Raw genomic sequence first — 9768 nt, 5'->3', positions numbered from 1 at the left:
ATATAAACAATACTTTCCGCTCGCAAATATAATTTAAAGAAATAATCTAAATCTTCACTCTGTGTCAGTTTTTCATCCAAGAATAAATTTTGGGTTAATGATTTTTTAAATAACTTTGAAGCAATACAAGCAAAATCATGAGTTAAGTAATTTAATTTCGGAAATAACTCTAAAAATGGACGTATTTGCTTCTTTTTTATACAAAGATCATTTTGGCTTTGATTGGAATATGCAGGAAAATAAAACAAACCATCTTCTGTATTAAAAGATTTATGTTTTGAAACAGCTATATCAGTGTTATTTTCTTTTATGCCTTTTAAAAGGGCTTCTAGATGATTTGACTCCACCCAATCGTCTGAATCAATAAAAGTAATGTATGCCCCCCCCGAACGTTCGAGTCCTAGGTTACGTGCAGAAGATACTCCGCCATTTTCTTTTTCAAAATAACGGAAACGACTATCATTCTCTACGTATTCCTGACAAATCATTCCAGATAAATCTGTTGAACCATCGTTTACGAGTAACACTTCAAAATTAGCATAAGTCTGATTGATAATACTATCCAAGCACTGACGCAAATACTTCTCTGTATTATAAATTGGAACAATAATACTGATCAATTCATTATTCATCTTTATTTCATTTCTCACTATTCTAATAAACTTATAAATTCTGTATATCGTTTAAAAATTTCCGTATTTTGAAGTCCTGCTTCTTTTGCTTGATTGTAACGCATTTTTAAATTCGTTAACACATTCTCTCTTTCATCCGCTACATTCCATCCTTTAACAGCATAAACCGCCATCCGTTCCATCAAACAGTCCAAAACATCAACCAACAATTTTTCAGTTATCCTACTGCTAATACTATCCACTCCTACTCTATAATTATAAAGAGCCTTATGGATATAGGTTAGACGGCTAGACTCTGCAAAAAGACGATAATTAGTACGAGTATCTTCAATCGTTTTCCCTTTAGGGAAGGAAATAGCATCAAACAATCTACGCGCAAATAAAATTCCCCAACTTGTTGTAAAAGAGAAATCCTTACGTTCTAATGCGGGTAGTTGCTGGATGAGCTCCTCCCCACTATAATGAGTTTCATAATAATCATCAAAGATGTGAATCCAGTAACAGTTATCCTTCACATCAAATTTTTTATAATTCGATACAACTACTTCTGCATCATTAAATAAGGCTGCTCGGTACAAATCCTCTACATAAGTCGGTTCTATCCAATCATCTGAATCAACAAATGATAGAAACTCCCCTTTTGCTCTCGCAATACCAACATTTCGAGCATCCGACAAGCCACCATTTTCCTTTTCAATATAACGAAAACGACTATCCCTCGCAACAAACTCCTGACAGATAGCAGCAGAACCATCGTTAACCAACAGAACCTCTATATTTGAATAAGTCTGTTTAGCAATGCTGTCCAAACAGCTCCATAGATAGTTCTCAACATTATAAATCGGAACGATTAGACTAATTAATGGTTGCTGATAAGTAACCCTTTCTCGAACTTCTGACACAAATGATTCATATTCTCTAATTGCTTTTGATGTTGGAAAACCGGATATTCTATATGTCACTACATTTTCCATTCTTTTAAAATAATGGAAAGTTGGTAGTCCCATCCTGTCAATTTGTTGGAACATCTTTTTATAGATTTCCAACTCTTGTAATGCTTTAAGTTCATTAACATTTTGTGATGTACTAGCATCATGTGTTCTGTAGACATAAGTATAGTCTCTCACATAAACAACTGACTCAACTCCAAGATATAAATAAAAGAAGAAATTCAAGTCTTCTGCATAGCTTATTTGTTCATCAAACAAAAGATTTCCAATGATTTCTCTTTTTATTAATTTAGATGAAATAGAGTAAAAACTATGATCAAGCTCTCCCAATCTTGGAAGGATTTCTAAAAAAGAATCTCTACTTCTTGTCCCAATATTAAGAAATTCATCGTCCTCCCTTGAATAACTTCTCAAATAAAATACACCATCCTGAGCAAATCGTTTATAAGTAGAAATTGCTACATCTGTATCATTCTCTTTAAGAGCAGTATAAAGAACATCTAAATAGTTCGGCTCAACCCAATCATCTGAATCAATAAAAGTAATGTACGCCCCCCCCGAACGTTCGAGTCCTAGGTTACGAGCAGAAGCTACACCACCATTATCCTTTTCAAAATAACGAAAACGACTATCATTCTCTACATATTCCTGACAAATTATTCCTGATGAATCAGTCGAGCCATCATTGACCATGATGCACTCAAAATACGGATAAGTCTGTTGTTGAATACTATTCAAACACTCATGTAAATACTTCTCTGTATTATAAATCGGAACGATAATACTAATCAATTCATTATTCATCTTGCTTCTCCAGTTCTAGCTGATTGATAATGTTTTCTAAATCAAGATGATCAATCTTATGTTTCAACTTTTCCCTTTCTTCTTCATATCCATAGAATTCCAACTCTGATAATCTTCTTTTCAACACATAGTCATACATTCTATATGTTTTTACAATATTAATCCCGTCTATATCTTTGGTTTCACGAATTCTTTCTTCCAAAGCATCAATATAATCCATATGTGATAAATTAAAACTTTTAGATAAACCATTGGGATTGTATCGATACACATAAACAGTCTGATTACTTACAGCTATCTTTTCTGCTTTTAAATAAAGTTTCCAGGTTGTAAATTGATCTTCTGCGTATTTCCCATAAGGATATCGAATACCCTCAAATAAACTGCGCTTATACAATTTCCCCCAAGCAGTTGAAAAACGCAAGAAATTTACATCTACCATATCATCCAGTTGTTGAACTGCATCAATATTACCAATAAAAGTGATAGGTAGTTTAGGAATGTCGTGCTGCGTGAAGAATTGAAAATAAGGTTCTTCAAAGTAGCAAAAGAAACCTACTACTAAGTCTGATTCCCCAAGCAGACTAGTTGCATACAGCTTTTCCAGAGCTTGCTCCATCAAAAAATCATCTGAATCAACAAAGGTTACATACTCTCCCGTAGCTCTGTCTAAAGCATAGTTTCGAGCGTCTGACAATCCTCCGTTTTCCTTAACAAAATAACGAATACGATTATCACGTTCCACATACTCCCGACAAATATCGTCAGAAGCATCTGTCGAACCATCATTTATTAATAAGACTTCAATCTCTGGGTAAGTCTGATTCAAAATACTATCTATACATTGTCGTAAATACTGTTCAACATTGTATACAGGTACAATTACACTAATTAAAGGGTATTTCTTCATGTTATCTTCCTAATACTTATCAACTAAATAAGCTTCTTATTTTTTCAACCATCTTTTCAGGTTCGTCCTTTTTACAAATAACTTGCTAAAAAGCACAAATTTAATCTTCTATCAATACTCTCCACTTTTCTGCAATGACCTCATCCAAATAAGAGGCTGCAATTCGATATGAATGCTGCGATACTTCATTTTGATTCAAATCAAAAAACTCCAATACGGCCTTCGTCATTCTTTCAACACTTTCTTCTTTATCTTGACCTTCAGAATAGGGGACTAAATAACCATTCTTCCCATTTTGAATAAAGGTAGGTGCCCCATAAGGGACATCTAAACCTACTAATCCCATACCAGAAGCCACCCCTTCAAGTAAGGTTAGTCCCAAGGTTTCCCAAGAAGAAGTTGAGAGATACAGCTGGTGTTTTTTATACTCTTCTTTTAAATTTTGATAACCACGTAACCTTATATAATCTTCAGCATTTAGCTCTGAAATCAGTTGGTTCAATTTATGATAATCTTCCCCTTGACCATAGATATCCAAAGTAAATTCTGGTATTTTCTCTTTGACCTTTGCTCCTACCTTAATCGCTATATCGACTTGTTTACGATAGTTTAAGCGAGCAGCAAGCATAGCCGAATAAGGAACCATCGTCTCTACATTGCTCTCGATACTTTCGATACTAGCAGCTGGTATCACACAAATCGGACAGCTAGGTAAGCCCATCTCTCTTAGATAGTTCTCCAAGTCTGTTTTTTGTGCTTCTGTCGAAACAAGCATAAAGTCAAAAGAAGTCGCATGTTGAAATAAATAATAATACTCATTATTCATCGCACCCGTCTTATATTGATGGAGAGAGTGAAGAAAAACTCCTATTTTTGCATGATTAGCATATTCTAAAATTGCCTGTGAAAAGGAAAATCTAGAGACCCTGTCCATAAGGACGACATCAGCAGAAGAAAGGGACAAGGATTTGATAAAATATTGCATCAAGTCGTATTCGCCTTCAAGCCATTCTGAACCAAAGCGATACCGTGTTTTTCCTAACGATTGGAAACCTTCATAGACCACTTCACTTTCGGAATTATAGAAGCACCTTTTGCTCCACTGATAAGTCCCTTGGTCAAACCACTCTCTACATATCAAATGAGAAGTATAATGATCTCTCTGATAGAGTGTATCTTGATAAAAATGATCAACCTGATAAACTATTCCATCCTCACATTTCAGAAATAGCCTATGATCTTCAGATATTTGATAAACGATTTGATGCTGGTATCTCTCAACTATCGGACGATTCTCTAGGTGCAGTCTACTAATCATCTCTTCACTAGTGATAGTTGATTTTACACCTTTTTCTCCAGCTAAGTAAAAGGGAGCAATCATCATTTTATCTAGAGGAATCCCAATATGTTGAAAATAAAGAAAATCTTCTCTTGGAGGAATGACAGAAAATATGTAACGAACATCTAGATTCGTCTTTTTAAAGATCCGAGCACGATTGGCCTGAGAACGATCTACACCATTTGGTTCATACCCTACTAATAAGTCGAATAGATAAACTGTCACTTAATTTGCCACCTTTCGAAAAGCTCTATTGTAATCTTCTTTAGTAGAAGATTGAATCCATTTCCATTGCTTTTGCAAAGACAAATGATACATTTCCTCTGAAACGACAACCTTTTTGATAGCATCAATCAAATCAGTCGCAACTTGACTTGAAGCTAGATGCTCAGGACAGATAAAACCTCTCCTATGCTGAGTCTCCTTAAAAGCAAATAAAAGCAAACCTTTTTCCAAAGATTCTTCCACGGCATTCAATATTTCTATACTATGATTAATATCTAAATACAAACTACACTGTTCTAGCAAACTTTCATACTCTGCCTGGCTAATTCCTGGATGTAAATAGACATTTTCACGTAGTCCAAGATCCAATAATCTAGGACCCATATTCGTAAGAGCAGCTATATGAAAATCAACCATCGGCAACTTCTCAATAACTTCCTCGATTTTTTCAATTTCTTGTGTGTGAGTCATGATGAGCGCACGATGGTGATTCACATTCATTTTTGAAGGATACAAGGGACTGATATGATGAATTTTATCGTTTGGAGCAAGGGATTCAAATATCGAATAATGATAAACATAGAGTCTATCTACTCTTGATAGATAGACTTCTACTTCTTGGATTTGAATCGGTTCTTTAGAAGAATAAACTGCAGAAATTTTTTGACTATCTAAATAATCTGCTATTTCTAAATCTCCAACAACTAGCACTTCATTTTCTAAATCAAATAGCTCTATACAGGCCTGCCATAGTTCATCTTCGGTATAAATATGGGTAATTTCATCTTTAAATAAAGTAAATAAGCCTCGCTCTACATTTTTAATCATTAATAGAGTATTTTGAGCATCATAATAATGAACCGAGATACTCTTTTCTGATTCATCCATTATTTCCTGCTTATAACGCCAACCATTTTCTAAATAGTAATCGCAGCTTATAACTTTTCCCTGACTATCCCACCATTCAACCCTATCTACTGTATATAATTCTTTATGACGGTANAAAATCTGACCTCGTTGAATATCTTTATCCCATATGGTTGCGTAATTTTCTTCCATACAAATTTCCNAATATTTAGGAACCGCCACTTTCAAAGCTATCAATGATTCACTTTTATATTGATTTAATACTGATTTCTTTGCAAGTAACATCGGTAAAAAATGAATATAGTCTTGAGCCTGCTCTGCATACTCCATGGTTACAACATGAACCTCAATACCAGAAGAAAGTACATTTTCTACAAATTGCTGCTCATCCAGATTATACTGCTTTGTTAGATAAAGCATCTATATCTCCCTTTTATTCCTCCATAATCATAAACTGATTAAAATGATAATTCCTATAAAGATAGAATGTAATCACACATCTTTTGAGGTTCCGAACTAGAGAATACCTGATCCACATGATAGGGATTCACTACCGTATCAAATGTTAGGATTGGTTTTCCTTTTTGTTTTGCAGTTTCAATTACTTGTTGATTTTTTTCCTCATAGTTAATGTCTAGATAAATGTCACACTCATCAACCAATCGATTGCGATTCCAATCTAAAATAGCGGGATATAATCTTACATTTTCATATTTTCGTAAACAATTCAAAACATCACCCATTAACGTATTTGCTGCTATATGAAACATGAAATTTGGTAAATGAGTAACTAGATAATCAATCTGTTCCAATGACTGACTATCTGTCATAATAAATATGTCACGTTTTTTTCTAGGTGTTTTATGATTCGCAATCTCTGACCAGTCCATCATTGAATATCTCCACCATACTTCTCTTAAACGAGAGTAAGATCTTAAATTCCAAGGCTTATCTCCTGAAAGATAATGAATAATAGCTGGCAATGGGTCTGTCGACATTTCTAAAATAAAATACTGCTGTCTCTCCTCTGCAATTCGGTCATAACCCACTTGGAAATTGTAAGTATCATCTAATACGATATAGCGTTCCCCTGCAACACGATTAAAGACAGTTTGATCTGATTCTGGCAATGTTTCATGATCCCTATCAGTGATTTCGATTAAAGTCGCTTGAATATTTTCTTCTTTCCACAACTTATTATTAACTAGTAAGACACCCGAATTAAATCTATCTTCTAATCCATAAATAACTTTAGCCGCTGCCAAAAGTTTATCACCAAGTTCGATTTCAAACAACTCATTCAATGATCTTGTTACAATCGTATCACTATCCAAATACAGCACCTTATCTTCTTCCACAAATTGTGGGATAAAGTATCTCGCAAAAGACATATGGTTCATATGAGCTCCAAACGGAGGTAACTTCCATGTTTTTGAGACCAAGCCACTTGTCAATTTCACATCAACTAATTCACTCTGCTTCTGACCCATTTTTTCACGAACACTGATAAACCATTCCTGAGGAATATCTTGATTCAAAATATAAACTTTACAATGATCATGATGATAGCAAATTGACTTTAATGTTGCTTCTATATATCGAATATAGCCATAATCACCAGCTAAAACAAATGTTAATTTTTCCATTGTATTTACCTATTTCCATTTATTTTTATTTTTCTATTAATTTGTAAACTCAATAAACATCAAAGAGCACTACATACCTATAGTAGAAGAATGTTAAAAACGCTTAAAAAGATTGTGAAAGAGTATAGATTCAATTCAAATCTCGGTCTTTCTTTATACTAAATCATTTTGTCTTGATAATATCAAATAAAATTATAAAACATTGAAAAACATTCCTATTCTAAATTATATCATCATTTTCTCTTACAAGACAACCAAAAACCCTTGAAAAGTTAAACTTTTCAAGGGTTTTCTTTCAGTATTTTTACTTAATAAGGAAACTTTTTATTGGTATTCTTATTAATCTTCCTGATCATTTTTACGACGTTTCGCAATCAATCCAAGACCAGTTATGGCTGCCAAAGCACCAAGTAGTACAGATGATTTAGATGCTTCTGTACCAGTATTTGGTAATTGTTTTCTTGAATTGCCTTCTGATTCTGTTCTTGATTCAGAAGCTGACATATTTGCTGCGACTGATGTAGACTCAGAAACTGACATGCTTGCTGATTCAGAACTTGATACGTTTTCACTTGATGAAGTTGACGCAGATACTGATACTGATATTGATTCACTTGCGCTCGTTGATTGTGAAGCACTCTCGCTCAAAATAAAGTCTGGTTTGTCCGTACTATCTGGATCTCCCATACTTGTTGATAATGATTCAGATACTGACTTACTTGTTGAAGCTGACTCAGAAGCTTTCTCCGAAGCTACCTTAGACGCTGATTCACTTACTGAGGTGCTTGTTGAAGCTTTCTCTGAAGCTACCTTAGACGCTGATTCACTTACTGAGGTGCTTGTTGAAGCTTTCTCTGAAGCTACCTTAGACGCTGATTCACTTACTGAGGTACTTGTTGAAGCTTTCTCTGAAGCTACCTTAGACGCTGATTCACTTACTGAGGTACTTGTTGAAGCTTTCTCTGAAGCTACCTTAGACGCTGATTCACTTACTGAGGTACTTGTTGAAGCTTTCTCTGAAGTTACCTTAGACGCTGATTCACTTACTGAGGTACTTGTTGAAGCTTTCTCTGAAGTTACCTTAGACGCTGATTCACTTACTGAGGTGCTTGTTGAAGCTTTCTCTGAAGTTGCCTTAGACGCTGATTCACTTACTGAGGTGCTTGTTGAAGCTTTCTCTGAAGCTACCTTAGACACTAATTCACTTACTGAGGTGCTTGTTGAAGCTTTCTCTGAAGCTACCTTAGACGCTGATTCACTTACTGAGGTGCTTGTTGAAGCTTTCTCTGAAGCTACCTTAGACACTGATTCACTTACTGAATTGCTTGTTGAGGCTGACTTAGATACAGATGTACTTATTGAATCATCGACACAAGAACATTTTGGTGAAGCAGAAATACTTGTACTAATTGAAGTAGAAAGTGATGCTGATTCTGAGAAGAACTTAGATACAGAAGTTGAATGTGAAGTGCTTCCTGATAACGATTCTGAGAAGAACTTAGATACAGATTCTGATTGTAATTTACTTGTAGATAGTGATTCTGAGAATAATCTAGAAACTGATTCTGATACCGATGTACTTACAGAATTTCCTTCTGATATCAATTTAGAAACTGATTCTGACACTGACTCACTTACTGAAGCTGCAGATTCGCTTACTGAGGTGCTTGTTGAAGCTGACTCTGAGGTAAGTTTAGATGCTGATTCGCTTACTGAGGTGCTTGTTGAAGCTGACTCTGAAGCTACTTTAGATGCAGATTCACTTACTGAGTTGCTTGTTGAAGCTGACTCTGAGGTAAGTTTAGATGCTGATTCGCTTACTGAGGTGCTTGTTGAAGCTGATTCTGAAGCTACTTTAGATGCTGATTCACTTACTGAGTTGCTTGTTGAAGCTGATTGTGATTCTACTTCTGAAGCACGTTTAGATGCTGATTCGCTCACTGAGTTGCTTGTTGAAGCTGATTCTGATGTAAGTTTAGATGCAGATTCACTTACTGAGNTGCTTGTTGAAGCTGACTCTGANGCTACTTTAGATGCTGACTCACTCACTGAGTTGCTTGTTGAAGCCGACTCTGAAGCTACTTTAGATGCNGACTCACTCACTGAGTTGCTTGTTGAAGCTGACTCTGANGTAAGTTTAGATGCTGACTCACTNACTGAGTTGCTTGTTGAAGCTGATTGTGAAGCTACTTCTGAAGCACGTTTAGATGCTGATTCGCTTACTGAGNTGCTTGTTGAAGCTGACTCTGAAGCTACTTTAGATGCAGATTCACTTACTGAGTTGCTTGTTGAAGCTGACTCTGATGTAAGTTTAGATGCTGATTCGCTTACTGAGGTGCTTGTTGAAGCTGATTCTGAAGCTACTTTAGATGCTGATTCACTTACTGAGTTGCTT

The 9768-nt window shown here is 35.2% G+C and carries 6 protein-coding genes; all 6 read right to left on the bottom strand.

Annotation, left to right across the window (positions count from 1 at the left end; all coding sequences use genetic code 11):
* Window positions 1-632 (bottom strand): glycosyltransferase family 2 protein (locus tag D8787_RS10565; protein ID WP_142999767.1); only part of this gene is annotated, 632 nt, incomplete at its 3' end.
* A 17-nt stretch (window positions 633-649) separates the two neighbouring features.
* Window positions 650-2386 carry a glycosyltransferase family 2 protein gene (locus D8787_RS10560; RefSeq protein WP_125423661.1) on the bottom strand — a complete coding sequence of 579 codons (1737 nt, stop codon included), beginning with the start codon at window positions 2384-2386 and terminating at the stop codon, window positions 650-652.
* Window positions 2379-3296, bottom strand: coding sequence for a glycosyltransferase family 2 protein (locus D8787_RS10555; protein WP_050492365.1), 918 nt, complete (start codon window positions 3294-3296; stop codon window positions 2379-2381). The genes D8787_RS10560 and D8787_RS10555 overlap by 8 nt, the downstream gene beginning before the upstream one ends.
* Window positions 3297-3396: 100 nt before the next feature.
* Window positions 3397-4860: a glycosyltransferase gene (locus D8787_RS10550; protein ID WP_125423658.1), complete on the bottom strand. Its 1464-nt coding sequence runs from the start codon at window positions 4858-4860 to the stop codon at window positions 3397-3399.
* Window positions 4861-6200: 1340 nt separating this feature from the next.
* Window positions 6201-7373, bottom strand: coding sequence for a glycosyltransferase (locus D8787_RS10540; protein ID WP_125423652.1), 1173 nt, complete (start codon window positions 7371-7373; stop codon window positions 6201-6203).
* Window positions 7374-7712: 339 nt separating this feature from the next.
* On the bottom strand, window positions 7713-7877 hold the full coding sequence (locus tag D8787_RS12135) for an LPXTG cell wall anchor domain-containing protein (protein ID WP_398575325.1): 165 nt from the start codon (window positions 7875-7877) through the stop codon (window positions 7713-7715).
* Window positions 7878-9768 lie beyond the last annotated feature (1891 nt).

Source organism: Streptococcus mitis, assembly GCF_003944325.1.
Lineage (GTDB): Bacteria > Bacillota > Bacilli > Lactobacillales > Streptococcaceae > Streptococcus > Streptococcus mitis_CW.
Note: the sequence above shows the minus strand (reverse complement) of the source record. Positions and strands in the feature narration are given on the sequence as shown.

Excerpts from the sequence above, each read along its gene's own strand:
- D8787_RS12135 (WP_398575325.1), bottom strand. The coding sequence starts at position 7,877 with ATGTCAGCTTCTGAATCAAGAACAGAATCAGAAGGCAATTCAAGAAAA.
- D8787_RS10555 (WP_050492365.1), bottom strand. The coding sequence starts at position 3,296 with ATGAAGAAATACCCTTTAATTAGTGTAATTGTACCTGTATACAATGTT.
- D8787_RS10540 (WP_125423652.1), bottom strand. The coding sequence starts at position 7,373 with ATGGAAAAATTAACATTTGTTTTAGCTGGTGATTATGGCTATATTCGA.
- D8787_RS10560 (WP_125423661.1), bottom strand. The coding sequence starts at position 2,386 with ATGAATAATGAATTGATTAGTATTATCGTTCCGATTTATAATACAGAG.